Raw genomic sequence first — 22,859 nt, 5'->3', positions numbered from 1 at the left:
CGATTTACTTGCTAACGCTCGTCAACTTTAGATGATACTATTTGATGCGATCGCTTCGGATACTGCGCTATGCGCAATCGCTAGGATTTAAATAATCTTACTTAATTTGTCTTGTACTCGCTTTGTAGCATCGACATTAAAACTAAAGACTCGAAGCGATCGCCAGGCTTTAAGACACTCGCGTAGGATTCCCTCAATAATAAAACCCTCTTTTTCATACAATCGCCGCGCTAGCCGCGCTACATAGTTGAAATTTTTGTGTTGTTGTGTCCACTGCTATACAAAAGGACTGTTTTTTCGATCCTGTTCTGTAGTAGCGCGTAAATCCAAAATCATTCGTTTACATAAAATTTAGTGGATCGACATCGATGGTGAGACTTACCGAAGGTGGAATCAGCGATCGCATAGCTTCCCAGTCGGGTAATTCGGGCTGTATCTCCGATGCAAGCTTCAGTAGAATTTGCCAACGGTAACGATTAGAAACTCGTAAAACACTTGCTGGTGCGGGTCCTAAAATCTCACAATTCGAGATAGTGTTTAACTGTGCTGCGATCTGTTGGGCGGTACTTTCTACCGTAGCTGGATCAGTGCTACTTAATCGCAACAAAATCAATCTTCCATAGGGTGGATAATTGAGTGCAGCGCGTTGCTGCAATTCTGCTTCAGTAAAAGCTTCGTAGACGTGTTGTTGCACTGCTTGAATCACAGGATGTTCAGGCGAATACGTTTGTAAAATGACTCTTCCTGGATCTTCGCCGCGCCCAGCACGACCTGCAACTTGTGTCAAGGTTTGAAACGCACGTTCGGCGGCGCGATAATCGGCGAGATGCAACAATCCATCCGCAGCGACAACGCCAACTAAGGTAACTTGTGGTAAATCAAGTCCTTTTGTCAGCATTTGCGTTCCCACCAACAAATCAGCTTCGCGGTTTGCAAACCGCGTTAGTAGCGTGCGATGTGAACCTTTGGTACGAGTTGTATCACTATCAAACCGAATGACTCGTAACTGCGGAAACTGTCGCGTTAACTCTTGTGCGACTCGCTGTGTTCCGCTACCAAAAAACTTTAAATAAGGCGAACTACATTCAGGACAATGACGCGGATGCGACTGTGCATAATTACAGTAATGACACCGCAAGATTTCTGGCGCTTTTTCCTCGGTTTGGTGATACGCTAGCGAAACATCGCAATGCGGACACTCAATGACGTATCCGCAACTACGACAAGAAACAAACGTACTGTGTCCCCGACGGTGGATAAATAAAATTCCCTGCTGTTCGCGTTCTTGCAACTGCTGTAAAGCACCTTGTAGCGATCGGCTAAAAATTGAACGATTTCCCTGCTGCAACTCTTGGCGCATATCAACTATTTCTACAGGAGGAAGAGGGCGCGATTGGATGCGTTCGGGAAGGGAGAGGTAATGGGTATTTAACGTGTTCTCGCTTTTCACTTCTACCCACGTTTCTAAAGAAGGAGTGGCGGAACCTAAAACGAGAGGACAATTTTCGAGTTCAGCGCGCCAAGTGGCTACGGTACGCGCATGATAGGTAGGAATTGGTTGGTCTTGTTTGAAGCTGCTATCATGTTCTTCATCGAGGATGATTAAACCTAAATGCGGTAAAGGTGCAAATACTGCCGAACGCGTACCAATCACGACTTGCGGTTCGCCTGTTAGCATTTGTCGCCAGGTGTCATAACGTTCGCCATCGGATAAGGCGCTGTGGTAGACACAGACTTTGTTACCAAAACGCGCGCGGAAACGATCTGTTAATTGTGGCGTCAACCCAATTTCGGGAACGAGAACTAAGGCGGATTTACCTTGATTGAGCAATGGCGCGATCGCTTGTAAATAAACTTCGGTTTTTCCCGATCCTGTCACTCCATGCAGCAAAACTTGAGCGTAGCCATCCAACTGAGTAATCGTTTCTAAGGCTTGCGACTGCGCTGATGTTAAGGCTTTGGGTTGATCTTGTGCGATCACATCGAACGCGATGCGTAACACCTCGCGCTCTTGAATAACAATATAACCTTTTTGCTCTAATGTTTTGAGCGTTGCGGAACTCGTACTACAAATCTGCAACAACTCACTTAGCCACATATCGCCACCACGACGTCGCAAAACTTCTAAAATTTCGCGCTGGCGGGAAGTGATATCACTTTCTAATCCAGTTCCTACGAGCGTAACGGCTTTTTGTCGCTTTGGTTTAGACAATCGTGGCGGTTCTAAGTAACTTTCTACCAAGTGCGATCGCAGCAATTCCCGTACTCCACGATACGCGCCTTTAACTTGGCGTTGGATGTGGGTAAAGCTATAATCTCCCTGATTTTGCGCTTGCAACAGTTCAAGGATTTGTCGCGCTGCGGGAGTTAAAAATTGAGTCGCAGCATCTGCTTTTGCAATCAGCCGAATGCGCCGCTGCGATCGCCCTAATAACCCTGGCGGTAAAGCAACTCGAATCACTTGCATCAATGGCGTGTAGTAATATTCAGCAATACGATTGAGTAATTGCCAATATCCACTAGGAAAAAAGCCCGCACTGACGATATCTATGACTTCTTTGATTTTGTCTTGGGCTAAATCTGCTGGTGGTTGTGATAAACGAATCGCGATCGCTCCTACTTGCGATGTACCAAACGGTACACTCAAAATGTCTCCTGGTTGTACGTCTAACTCTGCTGGTAATTTATAAGTATAAATACCTTGCACTCCTGGGCAATCTACTAATACTTCAATCCAACGCGAGGTAAGTTGAAAGGGAACTCTCGGTTCTGCTGCGACGATTGATGATTTCAAGCCAGGAAGATACATAGAATGTACTCTTGAATTTAAATATATTAAAACTTTTTTACTGATAAGCTAAAAGAGCGATCACTGTGTGATAACATCTACTATCTTTTCTTAGTAGTGCTTCTAACGTAAATTAACAGCAATTCACTAAGATGCGAGTTTTCGCCCAAGTGTAGTCTACTATACTAAAATCTTGTGCAAAGTTTTTGTGTTAGATAGTATACAACTTCTCAGCCTTATAACGTAGGTGTTTTACCAAGCCTTTTCTCCCTATTGGTAGACAACAAATGAGTGCAGAATGTGAGATTGTAGCTTCATGGTAGAGAAAACACCACTGGCTCCTCTTTAAATTTATTGAGGATTTGCAATTTAAGTATATACGTTCTAGCAAATGTCAAGAATTATTTGCTAGCCATAGCTTTATATTTATCAAAGTAGTCGAATTTTCTTATAAAGTGAACCTCAAGTATTCATGAATTGAGACTTAATCTAAAGAAGTTACTCAGTCGTAGTAGCGCAAGAGAATCCCAACAAAATTAAATAAATTTGTTAACCTAAGTAGAGGAGTTTTGTCCCTGTCAAAAAATATGTAGTAGAAGTCAAAATCAGCACAAGCGATGAAAGAGAAAAATCTATTACTAATGGGCAAAAATAATTCGACATAAATGCGAGATGGTAGATATCTTTTCTTCGTCCACAAAAATTGCCTTTCATCATATTAGCAAGTCAATCATTTATCAGTCTTGAACCTAATATAAAGTATGAATATTGCTGAATTAAACGCAATTGATTCCCTATTAACAACAGCAACAGATAGTGACATTAACAGTGCTGATTTAGAAGAACCATCTCCAGAGAATTTAGCAGAAGTCGCATCAGATTTATCTCCAATAGAACAGAATTTAGAAGTAGAAGACAAAGACGAAGATCTAGCTACGGCAAGACCTTCAGGGTATCAGAAAACTAAATCCGACGATGCTGTAGGTGCCTTCTTTAAAGAAATGGCGCGCTATCCTTTACTTAAACCAGAGGAAGAAGTAGAACTAGCACGGCGAGTCAAGTTCCTCGTTGAATTTGAAGAAATACAACAGCGCTTGCAAGCAGAAATAAATCGCCAGCCGAATAAAGCAGAAGCGGCAACTTTGTTAGGAATGTCAGAGCGTCAGTTGGAACACCGACTATATCAAGGACGCGTAGCAAAGCGGAAAATGATTCGCTCCAATCTGCGTTTAGTTGTCTCAATTGCCAAGCGCTATTTAAATCGCGGTTTACCTTTTTTAGATTTAATTCAAGAAGGCGCAATGGGGTTAAACCGTGCAGCAGAAAAATTCGATCCTGATAAAGGATACAAATTTTCTACTTATGCTTATTGGTGGATTAGACAAGCAATTACACGGGCGATCGCAAATGATGCTCGCACAATTCGATTGCCAATTCACATTGTAGAAAAGTTAAACAAACTCAAAAAAGCACAACGCGAACTCAAACAACAACTGCAACGGAATCCTTCAGAAGTAGAACTTGCTCAATTTTTAGAAATTTCAGCAGAGCATTTGCGTCAACTGCTACAACTACGACGCAAATCACTTTCTTTAAATCACCGAGTTGGTAAAGAAGAAGACACTGAATTACTAGATTTGTTAGAAGACGAAGACAGCCAATCGCCAGAACAACAAACGAGCGAAACGATGATGCGTCAGGAAATTTGGGATGTTTTAGGAGATGTTTTGACTCCTAGAGAAAAAGACGTTATTTCGCTACGCTACGGTTTGGTTACAAGTGAACCGTGTACATTAGAAGAAGTTGGCAGTATATTTAATCTTTCCCGCGAAAGAGTCCGCCAGATTCAAAGTAAAGCTATGCGCAAGTTACGTCGTCCTCAAATTGCTAAACGCCTAAAAGGATGGTTGTTCTAGAAGCAGTTAGCGATTAGCTAGTTTATACTAGGCTAGAAGAAGTAATATGGTTAGTAGTTGAGAGTAGTTGATTAACTGCTCTATTTTTTTTTAGATAGGGTAGTGTTAAATAATTTGGTTTTTACCTTTAGAAGCTGAAACGTGATAAATTCTGAAATAACGTTGCGTCCTGCTACTCCAGATGATGTATCAGTACTATTCTTTTTGATTCAAGCACTCGCCGAGTATGAAAAATTATCTCATGCGGTAACAGGTAGTGCAGAAGCGTTACGACAACACTTGTTTAACCCTCAACCGTATGTAGAAGCGATTATTGCTGAAACTCAAGGAAAAGCTGTGGGTTTTGCGTTGTTCTTTCACAACTATTCAACTTTTCTCACACAACCTGGAATCTATCTGGAAGACTTGTTTGTACTTCCTGAGTATCGTCGCCAAGGTATAGGGAAAGCTTTGATAAAATATCTAGCACAACTTGCTATAGAGCGCGATTGTGGACGACTGGAGTGGAGTGTTTTAGATTGGAATGAGCCAGCGATCTCATTTTATCGTCGTATGGGAGCAGCTATCTTACCCGACTGGCGCATTTGTCGCGTTACTGGGGAGGCGATCGCATCAATCGCGAATACTGAGATGTCAGATTTTTGAGTTCAGCCGATTCATAATTTAAAATTTATAATTTATCACGTTGCAAAGCAGTAAGCTATACAATTAGCAGGTTTTAATCATTGATTTTCCAAGTGGAGGAGCCATCTGATGAAAATCTGGGTAAATGAGCAAATCGATCCTTCAGGTATGATTCATGCTTGTATTGCTTGCGCCAATGAGGAACAAGCAAACGATTGTCACGTGTCGTACGAACGTAACTTAACTGATACGCAAAAAGCCGCCGGTTGGATCGCACGCATTCGTACAGTCGAGTCGTGGGATGAAGTACCAGTCAACGCTCTCAAGCTCGATTAAACTCATTTAAGATTCAGGATTGTCAAAATCACAAAATAAGGAGCTAGTAGAATATAACGATCGCTACCAATTACTAGCCCCTTTTTGTTACCTACTTTTAAGCAAAAGCCAAATGGGTGTTCAAACGCTGCAACTTGACGAACAGCTTTACAACTATATGCGATCGGTTTCTTTAAACGAAGCAGAAGTATTAACGCAACTGCGACAGGAAACCGCAAAACACCCAATGGGTAATATGCAAATTGCACCAGAACAAGGGCAATTTATCGCATTACTTGTGCAACTCATGCAAGCTCAAAAAACCCTCGATATCGGCGTGTTTACAGGCTATAGTGCGCTTGTTGTAGCATTAGCCTTACCGCCTACAGGTAAAGTTGTGGCGTGTGATGTTAGCGAAGAATATACGAAGATCGCGCGTCATTGGTGGAACCAAGCTGGTGTTGCTAATAAGATTGAGTTGCATATAGCGCCTGCTGAGGATACCCTCAAACAACTACTCGCAACAGATGGCGCAAATACTTTTGATTTTGCCTTGATTGATGCTGACAAAAGCAACTACGATACTTACTACGAGCTTGCATTACAACTCATTCGCCCTGGTGGCTTAATTGCGGTTGATAATGTACTGTGGTCAGGAAGAGTCGCCGATCCCCAAGTGCAGGATAATCGAACCAATAAAATCCGCGCTTTCAATCAAAAACTGTATCAAGATGCGCGCGTCGCCATCAGCTTGGTTCCAATTGGTGATGGGTTGACATTAGCTTGGAAACGCCCTGACATTGTTTTCAATTGAAGTAAAATTATGATCAAGTAGTTAGTGACTAGTGACGAGTAACTAACTGTAATAACAACCCTTTCAGGAACAGAAAACTTAGTAGTCAAGGTTTTTAGAGTTCGACACGTATGCTAACTTAATTTGCTATTACAACTAGCCACTCATCACTAGAATTCCTGCATGAATCACAGACGCCCTCCGACTTTCTTCAGGGCTATCCAAGCAAAGTGTACGAAGGTACACTGAAACAAGATTTTTGAGAGGGTAAGGCACGCCTTACCCGTAGTACACGGTGGTTGACTTTCTTTTATTTGGCTATCGAATTTATACGAGATCGCATTCACGCAGGAGGTCTACTAGGCACTTCTATCAGAGGAGATGACATGAGTTCTATTTTTAGCTAACTCGATTTGTTTTTGTTTTTCTTGCTGACGTTTGCGTTTTTCCTCAGTCAGATCTGCAAAACAATGGGGACAAGAAACGCCTTCTTCGTACTGTGGCGATGTTTTATCCGCTTCAGAAATTGGATGTCCACAACTACGACACATGTCATACGAGCCGCTTTCTAAAGCGTGAACGACTGCAACTCGTTCGTCAAAGACAAAACACTCGCCTTCCCACAAGCTATCTTCCGCAGGAACTTCTTCTAAATATTTTAAAATGCCACCCTTGAGGTGATAAACTTCAGTGAAACCTTGGGACAATAAAAACGACGAAGCTTTTTCGCAGCGAATTCCGCCTGTACAAAACATCGCAACTTTTTTATGCTGGCTTGGATCGAGGTTTTGATGAACGTATTCAGGAAATTGGCGAAATGATCGCGTTTGCGGGTTTTGCGCGCGTTGAAAAGTTCCGATATTTACTTCATAAGCGTTGCGGGTATCAATCACAGTCACTTCAGGATCGCTAATTAAAGCATTCCATTCGTGCGGCGATACATAAATTCCTACTTTTTGATTGGGATTGACTTCTGGCACTCCCAGCGTCACGATTTCTTTTTTAAGACGTACTTTCATGCGCTCAAAGGGTGGCGCATCTGCGGTAGATTCTTTATGCTCTAAATCAGCAAAACGAGGATCGGCGCAAAGAAACGCTAAAACTGCATTAATGCGATCGCGTGTAGCAGCAATTGTACCGTTAATTCCTTCCGGTGCAAGCAGAATTGTTCCTTTGACGTTGTGCGCTAAGCAGTAAGACAGCAGCGGTTCTTGTATTTCTGCCGCGTCTGGCAAATTGACAAACTTATAGAACGTTGCAACAATTTGGGTCATTGTTCTGACAATTGTTGAAATTTGCTCAACAAAGTACTTGATTTAATTTGAACCTATAGGTTAAGATAACAAAGGCGAGTAAAACAAGCCACTTCTCAAATCGGGGGTATAGCTCAGTTGGTAGAGCGCCTGCTTTGCAAGCAGGATGTCAGCGGTTCGAGTCCGCTTACCTCCATAAAAAGCAAGATCGTCGCTTAGCTGTTGACATTGTTTACTTCAAAAGCTTACTAGCGTTTACTGGGTGCTACTGTACTTGTGTAAACTTGCCACGAACCTGGAGGACTAGTAATCCAATTCGGCTTCGGGAATGAAGCGATACGGTTGAATCAAACTCAATGCTTTTCCTCTTCGTCGAAACAAAGCAAACAATGCTTGATAATTTTGTTTGAAAAAATCTTCATCATGCTGCGGAATACGCTCAGCTAAAAAATTAACTCTTCTTTAATGTTGACATGATAGCGGGCGCGGAGGTTGCCTCGGCGACATTAGCTGACGAAAAAATCAAGCCTGAGTTATGATTTGTGGCGTCGAAGAAAAAACCAATATAACTCTTAACAACACATGACGTGGCTTCCCTTCGCCAGTTACAACTTGTGGTCACTATTTGCACCAGCTATTGGACAAGAACGACGGCATTGCGACATGAAACGAGGTTTCACGAAAACGCGTGGTAGAGAAACGGCGATCGCAGAAATCTTAAAGCAAGATAACATTCCCCAGCGAATTGGTCATTTAGCACAAAGAGGAGTATACGAGTTTCATCAAGACCATTCAATGTTGAATTGCAGCAATGCAGTGCAAACAATCGCAGAAACTTTGCAGTTGAGTCAAGAAAAAGAGGAAGTGCAAGAACGCGTACACTTGATTCTGAGAAAATATCAAGAAAATCCCATTCTCGGGGATAAACATATCATTCATCTCACACGCGGTGATGAAGGATTCCCCCAACCAATTCAAATTCAACATATGCAGCAATTGATTGTATCTTCACAGAAGATGGTATCTTACACATTTTAGATTTTAAAACAGGTAAAACAGACGTAGATCCTCGACAAGGAATTGTTTATCTGTTAGCAGTTAGTTATCTGTATCCAAACCGCCCTGCGATTGCTTCATTTTACAACTTGGAAACTGGTAGATGGTCAAAGCCAATTTCAGCAACAGTGTCTCAATTAAAAGCAGTTCAAACCGAGATTGCACAAATTGCTAAGAAACATCAGAATGAACTCCAGCGATATCGGAGAAATGTCGAAGCTTTTAATCAAACTTTTCCACCAAATCCTGGTATTCAGTGTCAATATTGTCAATTTAAATCAATTTGCGATTTTTCTAAGATTGAGGTTACTGCATGACAACTACTGTTTCAGAGACTGAAAGATTTTTAAGTGAAATTTTACCGCTAAGTATATCGAATCATAACTTGATGTGTTTTCGATTAATACCAGAAATAGAGCGCGAATTAGGCAATAGATTTGCTTTTCGTTTTAGTTTAAAATTTCCCAAAGTTGTTACTGTATGGCAAGAAGGATATTTTTGGGTAGTTGGAACAATTCAACAAAAACTACCTAACCAAAATGAGTGGCGAAACGCACTAGCAAAGATTCAAGATGAGTTGCATAATGATATTGGCGATCGCTACTATTCAATTCAGTGGGTACGTCAGCCATCACCAACGCCGTTCGTTCTGGCACAGCTTGCTGTACAAATATTAAAAATAAATCGTCCTTTTTCTTTTACTCCTGTATTATCGAAAAATTTAGTAGAAGTTCTTCGAGAAGTAGAATTTTGGGCAGAAACAGTTGAATGGCTATTAGTAACACTACCAGCGATAAGCTTAACGATTCGTAGTAGTATTATGCCTAAATGTGATTTAGCAGATTTCTTTAACAATCATCCTTATCGAGACAAACCCGAACGAACTTTAGTTGGGCTTAAAGTTCAAGAAATCGAGCATGGTAATACTTGTAATATTATAGGTATTACTGGAACTCTCGGAGAACAACGAGAAGAACTATTAGCATTAGCTCAGGGTTCAGTTAGTAAACGAAAGCTAGAAGAAGCATCAGCGGATCAACCTGTGGTTACAGTGCAATTTGGTAAAAACAAACAGCAATTTCGCTATCCATTAGCTGCGCTACGTCCCTGCGTCACGGTTGAAACAGCAGAGCAATTTCAAGTTGATTATGGAGAGTTACTAAAAAAACGAAAGTTTCTAACCAAGAGCGACAAGACTTATTAAAATCCTGCAAGCAAATTGCTCAACATACTTTAATTGCTTATGGTTTTAGGTTTGAGCTTAGTATTAATAGTAGAGATTATCCCAATTTATTTTGGCAACCAGCAACGCCTATCAAAGAAACTCCCTTACTTTTTGGTAACGGATTTGTAGGAGTGAGAGGTAAAATTCTTCAAGGATTATCTACAGGTGGTGTTTATCGCCGACATAATGAATATAGCGATGAATCAAGAAGTATTAGAATTGCAGCACTGAAGCTGTGTGATTTAAGAGTAAATTCTTTTTTAGAGGAAACTAGAAAACGTCTCAAACAATATAAATTTGCTAGTGACATTGTTAATAAAAAAGCTTTAGAACTTCAAAACTTGGCAGGTGCTAGTTTAAGAGCAGAAGTTGAACAAACTGTCAACGAACTTATTGTAGTTCCACCGAATATTGTTTTAGTGTTTCTACCTACAAGCGATCGCACTGCTGATTGTGACGAAAGCGGCAGTCTTTACTATCAAATATACTCGCAATAATTGCGACGTGGAATTGCTAGTCAAGTCATTTACGCAGATACTTTAGAAAGTGTGGATTCAAGAAATATACTAAACTCTGTTATTCCAGGAATTCTCGGCAAATTAGGCAATTTACCTTTTGTTTTAGCCCAACCCTTAGAAATTGCAGACTATATTATCGGGTTGGATGTCTCGAGGGTTGCTAAAGCAAAATTACCAGGAACGTTGAATGCTTGTGCTGCTAGTATTCGTCTTTATGGCAGACAAGGTGAATTTATTCGCTACCAATTAGAAGACGCTTTAATTGAAGGTGAAGAAATTCCACGACGAATTTTAGAAAGTTTACTTCCGGTAGCTGAACTAAGGAATAAAACTGTTTTGATTTACCGCGATGGATCATTTCGCGGTCAAGAAGTTCATAATTTAGTTGAGTGGGCTAAGGCGATCGGTGCAAACTTTATCTTAGTAGACTGTCTTAAGTCTGGAAATCCTCGGTTGTACAACTTTAGTAAAATTAATCAAACAATCTCGGCACCGACGCAAGGGTTAGCACTAAGAATATCATCCCGCGAAGCAATTGTTGTTACCACAAGAGTCCATCTTAGTGTAGGCTTAGCTCGTCCGTTACGTTTGAGAATACATCCGCAAGGACATCAAACATCAATTGAAAATGTTGTAGAGACTACTCTAAAACTCACACTATTGCACTACGGAGCGTTGAAAGAGCCTCGTTTACCGATGCTTCTTCACGGTTCGGATCGCATTGCTTATTTACGATTAAATGGAATAAATTTTAGCGGAGTGTTAACGGGCGATCGCCAACCTTGGTTATAAAGTTCTTATATACCTTCATCTTCGCAGATTGTGAGTTCTTTAGGCTGACAGCGTTGAATGACAACAATAATTCCTTTTGCGCCCTCGCCATCAAGATCTTTCACATATCCTGAATAAGCTGCTTTAGCTTCGTTAATCGTTTCAAATGGTCCAAAATAATAAACACAGCGCGGTGAAATTGTCGTTATCTCCGCCCACCAATCTGTAGCAGCTTTTTCCATTTTTAATCAATAACTTTTGAGTAAGCGTGAAAATGAATTAGCAAAATTGTAACAATACTTAATCTACTACGGTTAGCAGCCGCTACTTACTGCCAAAAGACGGAAATAGGATAAGTCATATTTAAATCTGGTTGATGAGTGATGATAAAAATGGTGGCTAGTAACTAGTAACTAACCACCAAGAAAGGTTACTTAAGCGAAGATGATATCAAACGTATTTAATGAAAAAATCACTACAAAATTAACCCATAAAGGCAAAAAATATTAATTATGCTTAGGCGGGCGGGGAAGTTTAGAATTAATTGGTCCTAGAATTTGGTTGAGGCGTCGTAGTTGTTCGGCTGTACCCATACAAATTAATAAATCTCCTGCCATTAACTGCGTATCGGCGGTAGGACCACCGATTAAAGTACCATCGCTGCGGCGGATCGCGAGAACTAGTGCACCTGTTTGCGATCGCAATCGGGCTGCGCCTAAATTTTGACCAATGCAAGGACAAGTATCCGCGTCAAGTCGCACCTCTTCCATGTATAATTCGCGACCTGCACCTGTGAGAATGCCATCGACAAAATCCATTACTTGCGGTCTTAAGGCGGCAGCTGCCATGCGTCTACCACCTGTAATATACGGAGAAACAACCGCATCTGCTCCAGCACGTTGCAGTTTTTGGAGTGCCTCTTGCGTACTTGCTCGGGCAATCGCACGAATTTGTGGGTTCAGTGCTTTTGCGGAAAGAACTGTATAAAGGTTTTCAGCATCAGAAGGAAGAGCAGCCACTAAACACGTAGCGCGATCGACACCTACCTTTAATAAAACTTCATCGAGCGTGGCATCGCCTTCAACGACTGTATAACCGAGTTGCTGCGCGGCTTGCACCGATTCAGGATCAGAGTCAACCGTCACAAAAGGAATCGCCTCAGTCGCAAACTCTAGAGCAATTTGCCGACCAGTACGTCCAAAGCCACAGATAATATAGTGATCCGATAAAGAGTCTATCAATAGTCGTTGTTGCCGAAGTTGAAAACCAATTTGAAAATAGCCCTGAACTAAAGCATCGGTAAATCGATTAACAATGTAACCGATACTGATTACTCCCATGATAATCAGAGTTACAGTAAACAAGCGACCGCGATCGCCTAATGGACGAGTTTCGCTGTAACCAACAGTCGCTAGCGTAATCACCGTCATGTACGCGGCATCTATCCACGACCAACCTTCAACTAACCAGTACCAGAGAGTACCAACTAAAAGAACAACCCCAAGCCCAATGACAGATAAGGTGAGTTCTCGGCGAATACGTCGATATTTCTGCTCAAATTCTGCTTGCGAACTAAACACATTACCTGCACTCACTACGTCGAGCCGTATACTATTTTGGACTGAATTTGGACTGAAAAACCGAAATCCACTTCTTGTGGACTTTGTTTATCTAGCGGCGAATATCTTCGCACTCGCATCCATATAAGATGTTTTTAGCGAATCGATGCGTTCGCCCACATCTTGCTGGGAAACGGTATTAGTATAGCGATTTTGACCAAGACACAATACGATATTGATGGCTCAACTTGACGAATACAGTAAAGTAAAACTGAAAGCTTAAACTAAATCAAGAGTAATGTATGTACTCATTGGCGGCGCTGGACTTGTTGGCCTGAGTTTGGCACAAAGACTTATTGAATTAGGGCATACTGTCGCGGTAATTGATATCGACCCGACAGCTTGTCGTTATGCGCGCGAACAAGTAGGAGTGATGGCGTTTGAAGGTAGCGCGGTAAGTACCGAAGTTTTACTAGAAGCCGGAATTCGTAAAGCCGATTCGGTAGCCGCTGTTTTAAGACACGATGCATTGAATTTAGCGATGGTAACGCTTGCTAAACATTACGGCGTTCCCCACATTTTGACACGGATGCGCCATCGTGATTTTGCCGAACCACTGCGTCTTGTGGGAGCGCATCATATTATCAGTACCGTCGATCTTGCGGTTTCCACAATGGTAAATGCCATTGAGTATCCGCAAATTGAATCAATGATGCATTTTGAGCAAGGACAAATCGAAGTTTTAAAGCTTCCTATACCCAAACGCTGTAATGTTGCAGGAAGAAGAGTTGCAGAAGTAGCGCAAGATCCGTGCTTTCCAGGAGGATCGTTAATTATTGGCTACCAAGCACATCCGCACGAAGACTTGAAGATTCCTAACGGAGGTACTGTCCTCGAACCAGGTTCTACGATACTGATTGTGACCAAACCAGGATCTTTACATCAAGTCATTGATTTCATAGAAGGCTGCTAGCGATGTCTCAGGCGATATTTCATTGGTTGGCATTCGCCGCTATTGTTGTTCTGAGTGCGTGTACCTCACCCACAATGACATCCCAACGACAAGGCGAACCAGCACCAGCTACTCAACCGCAACAAGTCACTTTAGACGAAAATTCTCAAATAGCAACTGGTCAAACGCTGTATATCCCAGTTTATCCGTACATATATTATGAGGATCAAAGACGAATTTTCAACTTAGCAACGACGCTGAGTATTCGTAATACTGATTTAGCTGACTCTATTATCATCACCTGCGTGCGCTACTATAATTCGGAAGGTCAGTTAATTCGGCAATATTTAGAGCGTCCGATTCAACTTGCAGCTTTAGCTTCTACCGACTTTTTTATTAGTACATCTGACAACAGTGGCGGTTTAGGCGCAAACTTTATTGTCGATTGGGTAGCGCAAACAAACGTTTCTGAACCAATAATCGAAACAGTAGCGATCGGAACTGGCTTCCAGCAAGGAATTTCTTTTATTAGTCCTGGTAAAGTTATTCAAAATCAAACTAACTATACCTGCTCGTTATCTTAAAAAAGAGCAGGGGACGCTAGGGTAATACCATTTCACTTTAAAGCTGCTACAAATGGGCAGCAGAGAAAGCAGAGGAGTTTAGGAAAACTTAAATTGTAATGATTATTTAGTGAAATAGCATAAGAGAGCGGGAAAATCTCCAAATCCCTTAAAACTACTTGTAAATTCAAATTATGCCTACAAAACCCTGACCTCCGACCTCTTGCTCAATCATCTTCCAGCCGTAACAACTGTTCGTCAATCGCTTTTAGCCGATATCGAGCAACTTCCTCAGAAAGAATGCGCTTGCGTAGTGCTTCATTCAACGTTCCTTTTTCTGCTAGTAGCAGGCGGCGTCGAATGGCATCGAGTTTAGTATGATCGCTACCAGTAATCGCAAATTGATCGGGACGACGATTATACAAATCGCGTAAAGCTTTTTCTGCACTAGCAACGCGCACTTGATAAGCTGCGCGGAGTTCTTCATAAATTGCCTTAGGTAACACTCCTCCCTTCAACAAGGTTTCTAACTCATCTTGCGCAGCTTTTGCGGTCATGAGTTGAGCTTGTAATTCCTCAACTTGCTGCAATGAAGAAGAAAACTGCTTAATTCTTAACCGTTTGACGATCCAGGGTAAGCTTGTTGCTTGAACTACCAATGATAAAAAAACAGCACCAAATATTAAAGCAATCAATTGTTCGCGTTCAGCCAAGGCAAGCGGTAAACTTAAAGGTAATGCCATTGACAGCGATCCCTTAACATTGCCAAAAAACAAGACGTGTTGCCAACGTAGCGGCACTGGACGATCAAACCATTTGATAATTGCCAATAACGGATAAACCGTTAGCAGTCGTCCAGCTTGAAAAGCTAAAACTGCTAGAAGTACACCAGGTAAAGTTTGCCAAAAAATTTTCAGGTTAATTTCGACACCGATCAACAGAAAAATAAATGTGTTGACGCCAAAACCTGCGTACTCCCAAAAACTCAATAAAGTGATGCGGCTAGAAGCCGAAATACTCCGCGACAGCCCAACATTTCCAAAAATTAATCCAGCGACGACAACAGCTACCGCCCCCGATACATTCAAAAACTGTCCCGCTTGAAACGTTCCTAACGCTACAGCCACAGTAAGTAGAATACTGCTGAGTGGATCGTCTAGACGATTAAATAAACCAACGCTGAGGTATCCTAAGATTAATCCGACAACAATACCACCCACGGAAACAACAACTAATTCCTGAAGTCCTCCTAAAACAGTGAACGAGCCAGTCGAATAGGCATTTAAAATTAAGTTGAATAAAACCAGTGCTACCGCATCGTTGAACAGCGTTTCTCCTTCCACAATCGTAGACAAACGCGAAGGTACGGGAATTTCCTTAAATACAGCTAAAACCGAGACGGTATCTGTATTTGCTAGCATGACTCCCGCAAGTAAAGCGGGTATCCAGGTTAATCCCAGACCAAATTTCAGTAAAATCGCAATGATTGCTGCTGAAATCATCGCCCCTGGACCTGCCAAAAGTGCGATCGCCTTAAATGTACTCCTCAAACGGCTAATATCAGTATTGATACCAGCCTCAAAGATGAGAATTGGCAAGAAAAGATTTAAAACTAACGCCGGATCTAACCCAAACTGGCGCGGTAGAGTTTCAGTGAATACAAGTCCGGCTAAAACTAAGCCAGTGACATAAGAAACTCGCAATCGACGCGATAATAAAGCAACACCAGTTGCGACTAATAACAGAATAATTAGCCCAATGACTAACTCAGCAACACTTCCTGAAGGCTGCACATCCTGAACTGGTAGATAATTGGTAGTCAAGCAAAACCACAAAGCTTTTATTACCGATAAATACTATCACCGAAAAGGGGTGAGCAGTGAGGGGCTAGTAGCTAGAGGACATTACAATATACTTCTTCCCACACTTCCCACACTCCTCTTTTCTTCTGCACAAGAAGCCACTCGCGCCTTTACAATCTGATTCAGATGTGACAAAAGATTTTGCAGAATTTGATTAAGCTGGCAAATAATAAATAAATTTGAGGAGTAACGAGTGAGTATAGAAACGCTTATTCAAGACCCAGCAATACCAGCCGAAGCAGGAGCCGTTTTAGCTAGCCCTTACGATCCTACTGACTTCGATCAGAGCGTGATGACAACTTACGGGCGGTTTCCCTTAGCTTTAGAGCGCGGATCGGGCTGTCGAGTTTGGGATACACAAGGTAAAGAGTATCTTGATTTTGTTGCAGGAATTGCAACTTGTACTCTAGGACACGCACACCCTGCAATGGTAGAAACGGTGACACAGCAAATTCAAAAGCTGCATCATGTTTCTAACTTGTACTACATTCCCGAACAAGCAAAACTTGCCAAGTGGCTGATTGAGCATTCGTGTGCTGATCGCGTCTTTTTCTGCAATTCGGGCGCTGAAGCCAATGAGGGTGCAATTAAATTAGCACGGAAATACGCACATCAAGTATTAAAAATCGATCAGCCGATTGTTTTAACTGCACACGCGAGTTTTCACGGGCGCACACTCGCAACGATTACCGCGACAGGACAACCAAAGTATCAAAAAGACTTTAGCCCGCTTGTCCCTGGTTTTCATTACGTACCATATAACGATATCAAGGCGATCGCCGCCGCAATTTCTGAACTTGATGAAGGAGATCGCGCAGTAACCGCAATTCTCTTGGAACCGTTGCAAGGTGAAGGTGGCGTGCGTCCTGGCGACAAAGCTTATTTTCAAGAAATTCGGCGGATGTGCGATGAAACTGGGATATTATTAATCCTTGATGAAGTCCAAGTCGGGATGGGACGCAGCGGTAAATACTGGGGATATGAACACTTAGGAATTGAACCCGATATTTTCACTTCGGCAAAAGGTTTGGGTGGTGGTATCCCAATCGGTGCAGTGATGTGTAAAGCATTCTGCAACGTATTCCAACCTGGAGATCATGCGAGTACGTTTGGTGGCAATCCGTTTGCGTGTGCTACCGCGCTTAGTGTCTGCGAAACGCTAGAACGCGAAAATATCTTAGAAAACGTTCAGCAACGCGGCGAACAACTCCGCGAAGGTTTACACGCGATCGCTGCTAAATATCCCAAACAGATCACCGAGGTACGCGGCTGGGGTTTGATTAATGGTATGGAATTAAAAGCTGATAGTCCATTGACTGCTGCTGATGTTGTCAAAGCAGCGATCGCCGAAGGGTTGCTACTCGTCCCCGCAGGACCAAAAGTTATCCGCTTTGTGCCACCATTAATTGTCTCAGTACAAGAGATCGATACAGCGTTGCAAGTTTTGGAAAAAGTGATGGGTAGTTGGTAACAAGTAATGGGTACTGGGTAATTGGGCAACTGATTACCCATTATTTGCTTAAGTTTAATGATATGATTTATCATTAAAAACAGCTATGACATTGATCCTTTCCGTTCCAAAATTCCTCAGCCAGCAGCAGGATAGATCAGCACAAACTTATGACATTCCGCTGTACAACCCGTCAGGACAAAGCCAAGGGTATCAACTTGCGTCCTGGATTGAATCTTTTAATTGATAACTATACGCTACAAGACGAGCTTGTTGTAGATACGCGAATACCTCATGCAGACGAGTCCTACACCTCAGAGTTTAGTTTCATGATTTGCGGTAACAATACAAATGAGCAAGTTGATAGCGGACAAAACTTTTTGTAGGTGGGCTGGAGTAGCGGCGGCTTTGTAAAATGGCAAGCAGAACAGCATATGTTGAAGCTTGATATTCACATTGAGCAACCTCTTTATAAATCAATTATTGCCGATTTAGCTGAACATTCGGCTACAATGAGTCGGGCGATCGCCCAGCAACAAAATTACTTTTAAATTCATACAACCACACCCACAATGCAAGTTGCTATTGCATCAAATTTTTAATTTTCCTTATCAAGGATTAACAAGGGCAATATATCTCGAAAGCAAAGTTTTAGAACTTGTTGCCTTAAAACTAAAGCAAGCGATTGCAGATAATTCTAAATCTGATTCCAAGTGCTTAAAACAAGAAGATATTCTCCTATGCAATGCAGACAATCCACCTTCACTCATTGATTTAGCACGAAAAGTTGGTTTGAATGACTACAAACTTCAACTTAGTTTTCGCTACTGTTTTGGCACCACTGCGTTTGGATATTTGCATAGTTACCGTATGGAACAAGCGCGATCGCTTCTTGAATACAATTTAACTTAGTGTTAAAGAATAGGACAAAAAGTAGGTTACACCAACTCTAGACGCTTTGCGATCACCTTCAAGCAACGATTTGGCATTAGTCCGCAAGTATACCGCACCGGAATACTTAGCTGATCTTGGTATAACTAATAAAATTTTTGCCTTAGTGTCCGAAGGCACACTCAGTTTAAGTAGCCCCAACTTCAGTCGGAGGGCATCTACGATTTATGCGCATAGATTTATTTAATGCAAGTTTAGCGTTACCTGATGGCGGTGAGTTTCAGCAAGCTAACCCAACAGAAGAAATTGTGTTTGTGAGTGTAACTCGTGTCGGGAATTTGGTACGAGTAGCGATCACCGGTTTAGATGCACCGCCAGGAGTCGAGGTTAGCATTTCACCACAGTTTGTTCTTAGTGTTACTCCTAGCAGTGACACAGTAGCAAAAGTTGCGGCGCTGATTCCGCATATTTTAGATAGTATTTTGGCTTTAGGCGTGCAACCTGCGGCGTATGCTGAGACAGTGCGATTGAATTTACCGCGTTTTGACAACCCAGCAACACAAATTCCTCATTTAGGAAATCGTATTACAACACAACCAGTAAATTTAGGCGATCGCCAAAACCCATCTTTAGAAGCTTTGGTGCAACTCAAACCTGATGTCATTATCGGAGAACGTTGGTTGCATCAAGACGAATACCATTTACTTACAAAAATTGCTCCAACGCTTCTTTTTGACGATACCAAAGGTGAAAAACAACACTGGACAAACGATATCACAGGAATTGCCCAAGTGCTCGGTCGTGAAGATGCTGCACAAAATATTAATAGAAGCATTTCCGCAACAGCTAGCATCCGACAAAATTTCGGCAATGACATTAGGATATTTACCCTCTTCATGCCATACTACCCAACTTTTACGATCTTTCTTTTGCGTACCTAGCACGACAAAAAAGTCAAGTCCTCGGAAGTCACGCGATTTGAGTTGCCGTTCGTTATAGTAAATCGTCAGGTTGCCAGAAACATAAAAGTCTTCCCGCTCGCGCCACCACCATTTCAATAAACGGATTAATAAGTCAATTTGATCGCGATGAAAGGCAGTTTCCAAAGGCGGTTCATCACTTAACAAATCACTAGGAGGAAATTTAATATCTGCGATATCATCATCTGCCAACAAAGACTCTGGGGTAGCAGATTGAGACATAAATGCAACCCTCAAAACACGGTTCTATCTTACCAAAAAGGAAGCAGAAGGGCAGAGAGAGTAGATGAGAAATAATACATAATGTTCTCTAGTCACTAGTCATTAATCACTCACCCCTTGCTACTTACTACTTGAGTATAACGTACGTATTTTTATCATCATTTGGCTAGGTCAACTTGTCTCAACGATTGGCAGCAGTATGAAGGGCTTTGCGATTGAAATTTGGGTGTGGCAGCAAACACAACAAGCAACAACATTAACGCTGTGCAGCTTCCTTGGCAGATAAAATATTTGAACCAACGATGCAATCGCCACACTTGGTCGCACGTTACTTAGGAACAATCTTCAGTACAAGTGCAGGTTCTGGAATAGCGTTTCTATATGTACTGTGTGCGGTATGGGATGTATGTTCTTGGTCGGTTGTGTTGGTTATGCTGTACCAATTCTGCGCGAAAGTGCCGTGCGGAGGTGTCCTCCGTTGAGACAACTGGCGTTAATAGGTAATAAGTAATCAATAAAAATACCTACTCACTCTGCTCACCGATATTTGACAACTGTAAAGCCAACATAGTATGAACCCTGGGATGGAATACTCTGTTTTAACCCTGAGCCTAGACCTCTGATCCTTGCTCATTATACCACGCCGTTAACGCGACAGCAAGCGCATCTGCGGCGTCATCAGGGCGCGGAATATAATCTAAATCTAATTCTTGCGCGACAGCTTGTTGGACTTCATACTTCTTGGCATTACCCCAACCGGTGAGTGCTTGTTTAATTTGGGCTGGTGTAAACTCGACAAACGGGATATCGTGCTGTGCCAACACTAGCATAATCACACCACGCGCCTGAGCTACAGTAATTGTATTTCCCATCTTGTAGAAAAAGAGCTTTTCAATCGCAACTAAATCAGGTTGCGACTGTTCGAGCAAGATATTTAAGTCTTCGTAAATCGTACACAGCCGCTTTCCCATCTCGACGCCGGCTGAAGTTTGAATCACACCAAAATCAAGTAACGTTAATTCTGGTTTAGTAATGACTTCTGCATTGGCAGCATGAGAAGAAAGCGCCCCAGAAGAACTTCTATCTCGCTGTGTTGCACTAATTGTACCGAATCCCAAAATAGCTAGACCAGGATCTATTCCCAAAATTCGCTTTTCCATATCATTTTCCTGATCGCCAGGTTGTCACTAACACCTAGTACCCAACTTGTGTAAAAGTAGATGCAACTTTAATCACAAAGTCCTAGTCAAATACGGTGAATTCCATCGATATTACATGAAAATACATAAAATTATGCGTTCTCCCATCGCCATTAAAGCTATAAATGCATCGGAGACTTCTCTCAATGGGGGGCGGCGAAGTCGGCGATCGCGCCACCCCCACATGGGAGTATCCTCACTTAGTCAAGCTACTTGACAAAGTTAGCTCACCTACTAAATTCACAAGGGTTTGGTATACATCTTGGTATCTCCCTGCTGAAGAGTTGCATATGCCATTTGTTCGTTTTAAAAAATCTTTACGAAACATCAAGCAGGAATCGCTCCATCGCGCCCCCCATCGAGTTGGTCAGTGGTTCAAGTGGTTAGCGCCTGGGTTATTTGTCAAACGCTGGTTACTGTTAAGTGCTGGTGGAGTAGTGTTAGTTGGCTTAGGTTTAGCAATTTGGGTTAAACTGACGCCTATTTTTTATGCATTGCAATTAATACAGGACATTGTCGGTACGATCGCAAACGTTGTTCCTAATTATGTTAGCGGTCCTTTGGTACTGCTACTTGGCGCATTATTAATCTTCTGGGGACAAACTCGCACAGTAGGTTCGATTACCGAGGTGTTACGACCAGAAGGCGGTGAGGAAGAACTCATCGACGTACTATTAACACATCGTCGCTTGCATCGCGGACCTAAAATTGTCGCAATTGGTGGCGGGACAGGTTTATCAACCTTACTGCGCGGACTCAAGGCGTATAGCGCAAATATTACTGCAATCGTCACTGTAGCGGATGATGGCGGGTCTTCAGGACGGCTGCGGCGTGAAATTGGTGTTCTCCCCCCAGGCGATATTCGTAACTGTTTAGCCGCCCTCGCTTCTGAGGAAAAACTGTTAACCGAACTCTTTCAATATCGATTTCAAGCTGGTGATGGTTTAGTTGGTCATAGTTTTGGCAATTTATTCCTCACCGCGATGAGTGAAATTACTGGTGATTTAGAACGAGCGATCGCCGCAAGTTCCCAAGTTCTTGCAATTCGCGGACAAGTTTTTCCCGCAACGCTGAGTGATGTCCGTTTATGGGCAGAATTAGCCGATGGTCGTCGCATTGAAGGTGAATCTAATATTACTAAAGCAGGCGGCTGTATCCTTAAAATCGGCTGTACTCCCGCCGAACCCCCAGCCTTACCCAAAGCACTGCAAGCGATTAACGAAGCTGACTACATTATCATCGGTCCTGGAAGTCTTTATACAAGCGTCATTCCTAATTTATTAGTCCCAGAAATTGCGGCGGCGATCGCTGCCCGCTGTAAAGGAGGCAAAACACCGCCGATTCCTTGTATCTACGTTTGTAATGTCATGACGCAACCAGGCGAAACACAAGGTTACACTGTCTCGGATCATATTCGCGCGATCGATGCTGCGTGCGGACAAAAATTATTTAGTGCTGTCCTTGTTCATCGACGCACTCCCTCAGAAAAAAGCCTGAGGCGCTATGCACAAGAAAATTCTCATCCTGTATTTCTAGATCGTGATGTTGTCGCCCGCTTAGGACGGCGGATCGTTTTAGCCAACGTGATGGATGAAGACGAAGAAACAGGACTAGTGCGGCATAACCCTCAAGCATTAGCTCAGGTATTATTACGCTGGTATGGTCGCGCTCATGTGTAAAGTTTAACTAGCTCGCACAAGTTTTTCTATACCATCTTCTGTAGAATTCCCTTCAAGCATTTCTTGGAAAAACTGATTAAGTGATTTTTCTCGACTCACAAACTGAGACATAATTCTATCACTTTGAAAATGTTCTGTAGGCCGAAATGTGAGAAGATAAAGCATTTCGCTTGTATTCTGATTTAAAATTATTAAATGGTCTACTTAACAGGTAGTCTAATAGTTTACTAATAAAATGTATTT

At 42.3% G+C, this 22,859-nt stretch carries 24 protein-coding genes, 1 tRNA gene and 1 pseudogene; 19 read left to right on the top strand and 7 right to left on the bottom strand.

Annotated features, from left to right (window positions below; translation table 11 throughout):
* Positions 1 to 340: 340 nt before the first annotated feature.
* Positions 341 to 2,809: a primosomal protein N' gene (gene priA / locus NIES1031_RS00450; RefSeq protein ID WP_073547604.1), complete on the bottom strand. Its 2,469-nt coding sequence runs from the start codon at positions 2,807 to 2,809 to the stop codon at positions 341 to 343.
* Positions 2,810 to 3,549: 740 nt separating this feature from the next.
* Between priA and NIES1031_RS00445 the strand changes: the two genes are divergently transcribed.
* The 4 genes from NIES1031_RS00445 (at position 3,550) to NIES1031_RS00430 (ending at position 6,457) form a co-directional block, all read left to right on the top strand.
* Entirely contained in the window at positions 3,550 to 4,704 is a 1,155-nt protein-coding gene (locus NIES1031_RS00445; protein WP_073547603.1) for an RNA polymerase sigma factor, RpoD/SigA family, read from the top strand.
* Positions 4,705 to 4,845: 141 nt separating this feature from the next.
* A complete protein-coding gene (locus NIES1031_RS00440) occupies positions 4,846 to 5,349 on the top strand; it encodes a GNAT family N-acetyltransferase (RefSeq protein ID WP_073547602.1) in 504 nt (167 codons plus the stop codon).
* A gap of 108 nt (positions 5,350 to 5,457) precedes the next feature.
* Positions 5,458 to 5,664, top strand: a complete 207-nt coding sequence (locus tag NIES1031_RS00435; protein WP_015187152.1) for a hypothetical protein — start codon at positions 5,458 to 5,460, stop codon at positions 5,662 to 5,664.
* A 112-nt stretch (positions 5,665 to 5,776) separates the two neighbouring features.
* On the top strand, positions 5,777 to 6,457 hold the full coding sequence (locus NIES1031_RS00430) for a class I SAM-dependent methyltransferase (RefSeq protein WP_073547601.1): 681 nt from the start codon (positions 5,777 to 5,779) through the stop codon (positions 6,455 to 6,457).
* A gap of 338 nt (positions 6,458 to 6,795) precedes the next feature.
* Here the strand turns inward: NIES1031_RS00430 and trhO are convergent, their stop codons facing one another.
* On the bottom strand, positions 6,796 to 7,710 hold the full coding sequence (gene trhO, locus NIES1031_RS00425; RefSeq protein ID WP_143167673.1) for an oxygen-dependent tRNA uridine(34) hydroxylase TrhO: 915 nt from the start codon (positions 7,708 to 7,710) through the stop codon (positions 6,796 to 6,798).
* A gap of 102 nt (positions 7,711 to 7,812) precedes the next feature.
* Between trhO and NIES1031_RS00420 the strand changes: the two genes are divergently transcribed.
* The 6 genes from NIES1031_RS00420 (at position 7,813) to NIES1031_RS25295 (ending at position 11,280) form a co-directional block, all read left to right on the top strand.
* Positions 7,813 to 7,885: transfer RNA gene (locus NIES1031_RS00420), tRNA-Ala, on the top strand.
* Between the two features lie 386 nt (positions 7,886 to 8,271).
* Positions 8,272 to 8,727: a hypothetical protein gene (locus NIES1031_RS25315; RefSeq protein ID WP_236738663.1), complete on the top strand. Its 456-nt coding sequence runs from the start codon at positions 8,272 to 8,274 to the stop codon at positions 8,725 to 8,727.
* Positions 8,649 to 9,062: a PD-(D/E)XK nuclease family protein gene (locus NIES1031_RS25310; protein WP_330219929.1), complete on the top strand. Its 414-nt coding sequence runs from the start codon at positions 8,649 to 8,651 to the stop codon at positions 9,060 to 9,062. The genes NIES1031_RS25315 and NIES1031_RS25310 overlap by 79 nt, the downstream gene beginning before the upstream one ends.
* A complete protein-coding gene (locus tag NIES1031_RS25305; RefSeq protein WP_236738662.1) occupies positions 9,059 to 9,949 on the top strand; it encodes a hypothetical protein in 891 nt (296 codons plus the stop codon). Before NIES1031_RS25310 ends, NIES1031_RS25305 begins: the two co-directional genes overlap by 4 nt.
* Positions 9,950 to 10,101: 152 nt before the next feature.
* Positions 10,102 to 10,467 (top strand): hypothetical protein, encoded by a 366-nt coding sequence (locus NIES1031_RS25300; RefSeq protein WP_236738661.1) that lies wholly within the window; start codon positions 10,102 to 10,104, stop codon positions 10,465 to 10,467.
* Positions 10,468 to 11,280, top strand: coding sequence for a Piwi domain-containing protein (locus tag NIES1031_RS25295; protein WP_236738660.1), 813 nt, complete (start codon positions 10,468 to 10,470; stop codon positions 11,278 to 11,280). It abuts the gene before it with no gap.
* 5 nt (positions 11,281 to 11,285) lie between these two features.
* On the opposite strand, the gene NIES1031_RS00405 is transcribed toward NIES1031_RS25295, so the two are convergent.
* Positions 11,286 to 11,501 (bottom strand): DUF1816 domain-containing protein, encoded by a 216-nt coding sequence (locus NIES1031_RS00405; RefSeq protein ID WP_073547599.1) that lies wholly within the window; start codon positions 11,499 to 11,501, stop codon positions 11,286 to 11,288.
* Positions 11,502 to 11,765: 264 nt separating this feature from the next.
* On the bottom strand, positions 11,766 to 12,839 hold the full coding sequence (locus NIES1031_RS00400) for a potassium channel family protein (protein ID WP_073547816.1): 1,074 nt from the start codon (positions 12,837 to 12,839) through the stop codon (positions 11,766 to 11,768).
* Between the two features lie 277 nt (positions 12,840 to 13,116).
* Here NIES1031_RS00400 and NIES1031_RS00395 point away from each other — a divergent pair, with 277 nt between their 5' ends.
* Both NIES1031_RS00395 and NIES1031_RS00390 read left to right on the top strand, forming a co-directional pair.
* The gene (locus NIES1031_RS00395) at positions 13,117 to 13,791 is read left to right on the top strand and encodes a potassium channel family protein (protein ID WP_073547598.1); all 675 of its coding nucleotides are present in this window, start codon (positions 13,117 to 13,119) and stop codon (positions 13,789 to 13,791) included.
* A gap of 2 nt (positions 13,792 to 13,793) precedes the next feature.
* Positions 13,794 to 14,354 carry a DUF3124 domain-containing protein gene (locus tag NIES1031_RS00390; RefSeq protein ID WP_073547597.1) on the top strand — a complete coding sequence of 187 codons (561 nt, stop codon included), beginning with the start codon at positions 13,794 to 13,796 and terminating at the stop codon, positions 14,352 to 14,354.
* Between the two features lie 206 nt (positions 14,355 to 14,560).
* Here NIES1031_RS00390 and NIES1031_RS00385 read toward each other — a convergent pair whose 3' ends face one another.
* Positions 14,561 to 16,156 (bottom strand): cation:proton antiporter, encoded by a 1,596-nt coding sequence (locus NIES1031_RS00385; protein WP_236738659.1) that lies wholly within the window; start codon positions 16,154 to 16,156, stop codon positions 14,561 to 14,563.
* Between the two features lie 232 nt (positions 16,157 to 16,388).
* Between NIES1031_RS00385 and NIES1031_RS00380 the strand changes: the two genes are divergently transcribed.
* The 5 genes from NIES1031_RS00380 to NIES1031_RS00365 all read left to right on the top strand — a co-directional run bounded on the left by NIES1031_RS00380 (position 16,389) and on the right by NIES1031_RS00365 (position 19,477).
* On the top strand, positions 16,389 to 17,666 hold the full coding sequence (locus NIES1031_RS00380; protein ID WP_073547595.1) for an aspartate aminotransferase family protein: 1,278 nt from the start codon (positions 16,389 to 16,391) through the stop codon (positions 17,664 to 17,666).
* A 149-nt stretch (positions 17,667 to 17,815) separates the two neighbouring features.
* On the top strand, positions 17,816 to 18,031 hold the full coding sequence (locus NIES1031_RS00375) for a hypothetical protein (RefSeq protein WP_073547594.1): 216 nt from the start codon (positions 17,816 to 17,818) through the stop codon (positions 18,029 to 18,031).
* A complete protein-coding gene (locus NIES1031_RS24075; RefSeq protein WP_178378004.1) occupies positions 18,032 to 18,196 on the top strand; it encodes a hypothetical protein in 165 nt (54 codons plus the stop codon). It abuts the gene before it with no gap.
* Positions 18,197 to 18,230: 34 nt separating this feature from the next.
* A complete protein-coding gene (locus NIES1031_RS00370) occupies positions 18,231 to 18,557 on the top strand; it encodes a helix-turn-helix domain-containing protein (protein WP_073547593.1) in 327 nt (108 codons plus the stop codon).
* A gap of 206 nt (positions 18,558 to 18,763) precedes the next feature.
* A complete protein-coding gene (locus tag NIES1031_RS00365) occupies positions 18,764 to 19,477 on the top strand; it encodes an ABC transporter substrate-binding protein (RefSeq protein ID WP_073547592.1) in 714 nt (237 codons plus the stop codon).
* Here the strand turns inward: NIES1031_RS00365 and NIES1031_RS00360 are convergent.
* A pseudogene (locus NIES1031_RS00360) lies at positions 19,382 to 19,738 on the bottom strand (Uma2 family endonuclease); the annotation flags it as partial. The gene NIES1031_RS00365 and the pseudogene NIES1031_RS00360 sit on opposite strands and share 96 nt — an antisense overlap.
* A gap of 275 nt (positions 19,739 to 20,013) precedes the next feature.
* Between NIES1031_RS00360 and NIES1031_RS23555 the strand changes: the two are divergent.
* Positions 20,014 to 20,220, top strand: coding sequence for a hypothetical protein (locus NIES1031_RS23555; protein ID WP_143167672.1), 207 nt, complete (start codon positions 20,014 to 20,016; stop codon positions 20,218 to 20,220).
* 129 nt (positions 20,221 to 20,349) lie between these two features.
* On the opposite strand, the gene ruvC is transcribed toward NIES1031_RS23555, so the two are convergent.
* Positions 20,350 to 20,898, bottom strand: a complete 549-nt coding sequence (gene ruvC, locus NIES1031_RS00355) for a crossover junction endodeoxyribonuclease RuvC (protein ID WP_073547591.1) — start codon at positions 20,896 to 20,898, stop codon at positions 20,350 to 20,352.
* A 329-nt stretch (positions 20,899 to 21,227) separates the two neighbouring features.
* On the opposite strand from ruvC, the gene NIES1031_RS00350 reads away from it, so the two are divergent.
* Positions 21,228 to 22,616, top strand: a complete 1,389-nt coding sequence (locus NIES1031_RS00350; protein WP_073547815.1) for a gluconeogenesis factor YvcK family protein — start codon at positions 21,228 to 21,230, stop codon at positions 22,614 to 22,616.
* The last annotated feature ends 243 nt before the right edge of the window (positions 22,617 to 22,859 follow it).

This window comes from Chroogloeocystis siderophila 5.2 s.c.1 (assembly GCF_001904655.1).
Classification (GTDB): domain Bacteria; phylum Cyanobacteriota; class Cyanobacteriia; order Cyanobacteriales; family Chroococcidiopsidaceae; genus Chroogloeocystis; species Chroogloeocystis siderophila.
Note: the sequence above shows the minus strand (reverse complement) of the source record. Positions and strands in the feature narration are given on the sequence as shown.

Bases quoted from the DNA above. Each gene is read 5' to 3' on its own strand.
- priA (WP_073547604.1), bottom strand. From the start codon at position 2,809: ATGTATCTTCCTGGCTTGAAATCATCAATCGTCGCAGCAGAACCGAGA.
- NIES1031_RS00445 (WP_073547603.1), top strand. From the start codon at position 3,550: ATGAATATTGCTGAATTAAACGCAATTGATTCCCTATTAACAACAGCA.
- NIES1031_RS00435 (WP_015187152.1), top strand. From the start codon at position 5,458: ATGAAAATCTGGGTAAATGAGCAAATCGATCCTTCAGGTATGATTCAT.
- NIES1031_RS00430 (WP_073547601.1), top strand. From the start codon at position 5,777: ATGGGTGTTCAAACGCTGCAACTTGACGAACAGCTTTACAACTATATG.
- trhO (WP_143167673.1), bottom strand. From the start codon at position 7,710: ATGACCCAAATTGTTGCAACGTTCTATAAGTTTGTCAATTTGCCAGAC.
- NIES1031_RS25315 (WP_236738663.1), top strand. From the start codon at position 8,272: ATGACGTGGCTTCCCTTCGCCAGTTACAACTTGTGGTCACTATTTGCA.
- NIES1031_RS25305 (WP_236738662.1), top strand. From the start codon at position 9,059: ATGACAACTACTGTTTCAGAGACTGAAAGATTTTTAAGTGAAATTTTA.
- NIES1031_RS00405 (WP_073547599.1), bottom strand. From the start codon at position 11,501: ATGGAAAAAGCTGCTACAGATTGGTGGGCGGAGATAACGACAATTTCA.
- NIES1031_RS00395 (WP_073547598.1), top strand. From the start codon at position 13,117: ATGTATGTACTCATTGGCGGCGCTGGACTTGTTGGCCTGAGTTTGGCA.
- NIES1031_RS00390 (WP_073547597.1), top strand. From the start codon at position 13,794: ATGTCTCAGGCGATATTTCATTGGTTGGCATTCGCCGCTATTGTTGTT.
- NIES1031_RS00375 (WP_073547594.1), top strand. From the start codon at position 17,816: ATGACATTCCGCTGTACAACCCGTCAGGACAAAGCCAAGGGTATCAAC.
- NIES1031_RS00365 (WP_073547592.1), top strand. From the start codon at position 18,764: ATGCGCATAGATTTATTTAATGCAAGTTTAGCGTTACCTGATGGCGGT.
- ruvC (WP_073547591.1), bottom strand. From the start codon at position 20,898: ATGGAAAAGCGAATTTTGGGAATAGATCCTGGTCTAGCTATTTTGGGA.
- NIES1031_RS00350 (WP_073547815.1), top strand. From the start codon at position 21,228: ATGCCATTTGTTCGTTTTAAAAAATCTTTACGAAACATCAAGCAGGAA.